Source organism: Rhodoferax sp. ZS1R8, assembly GCF_056521325.1.
Genome location: NZ_JBWMBA010000093.1, coordinates 1 through 1,338, shown reverse-complemented (window position 1 = coordinate 1,338; position 1,338 = coordinate 1). Strand labels below are relative to the sequence as shown.

2 protein-coding genes and 1 riboswitch are annotated in these 1,338 nt (G+C 59.5%); both genes read right to left on the bottom strand.

Features of this window, described 5'->3' with window-relative positions:
* The coding region (locus AC097P_RS24065) for a protease inhibitor I9 family protein (RefSeq protein ID WP_479612949.1) at positions 1–600 on the bottom strand (600 nt) is incomplete at its 3' end.
* A gap of 49 nt (positions 601–649) precedes the next feature.
* Positions 650–737, bottom strand: a riboswitch (cyclic di-GMP riboswitch).
* Positions 738–841: 104 nt separating this feature from the next.
* On the bottom strand, positions 842–1,338 hold a 497-nt coding region (locus AC097P_RS24060; protein WP_479612948.1), incomplete at its 5' end, for a LysR substrate-binding domain-containing protein.

Below are 1,338 nucleotides of genomic sequence, written 5' to 3'. Positions count from 1 at the left end.
CGTGGCAGCGACGTGTGTACCATGCCCATGGCAGTCATTGGTTCCGTTGCCATCAGCAATGGCGGTATACCCCGCACGCACTCGCCCGCCGAAATCGGCATGGGAAGCGCGAACCCCGGTATCTAGCACATGGATTTGCACGCCTTGGCCAGTGGCTGCATACAGGTAGGCGCTATTAAGCGGCAGAGCGCGTTGGTCAGATCTGTCCAAGCCCCAGGTCGCGCTGCTCTGCGTGGTTTGGCTATGACGCACGACCATGTCGGTCTCAATAGACTGCACCAATGGATGGCGACGCATTGCCTCTAAAAACTGAGCGCTAGTACGCGTCGGCAGCGTAACTGCAAAACCTTTGACAGCATGTTCGTAGACGAAATCCGGACGGGCGCCGGCGCCGTTGGCCAGCGACTCAGCCTGCTGCCGTACAGAACTAGAGCCGGGCTTGAAGACGATGATGTAACGGGAGTGTTCCGGCTGGTGAATCACCCCTGGAGTCTGGGCGATTGCCGATACGCTAAACGCTGCACTGAGCAGCGGCACGACCAACACAGCGGAAAGGGTGATTAGGGTGCGACGCACAGCGCCGGCTCGTAGTTGCGACATAGTTCGGCCTCTTTACAGTTATGGAGGCCGGCAAGGGATGCGGTCCTTGGCCGGTGACCCCGCTGCCATGGCGCGAATTGCGCTTTAGGCCGGAAGCTTTGCGTCCTAGGCTTTCACGTAGTTTGCCCTCTCGTTTCAACTAAACACAATTTACCACCGTTATCGCAACAAGGACATTGGTAGCAATCGGATTGCGGCAGATCACAAGGCATGTCGCGTAGAAAAACACAACCAGCTAGGTTTAAGTTAAAGCCTTGGCCGCCAGCTTGACGGCCTGCGTGAGGCGCTGCGCCGACACGGGTTCACGCGCCCAGTGATGCCAGTACAGCGGTATGTCCACTGTGCTGCCGGGTAACATCTCGACCAGTGGCAGACGACCGGTGCGCTTGGCCAGATGCAACTCATGCACCATGCCCCAGCCCATGCCGCTGGCCAGTGCGGCCTCAAAGGCATCGACCGCTGGCACAAAGTGGCGCGGGTACTGCGGTGATTGCAATCCAAAGTGCTGGTGCAAGAACAGATCTTGCAAACCGTCCTTGCGGTTGAAGATCACAGCCGGTGCGGCCAGCAGGCGATGGGGTGACACGGCACCGGTTTTGGTCTGGCATTTGCGCACCAGTGCGGGCGCGCCCACGCAGCGGTAACGCATCACGCCCAGTGGTTCTGCCACGCAGCCGCGCATCGGTGCGGGATGGGTGCTGACACAGGCCACCACGTCACCACTTTTCAGCGCTTCAT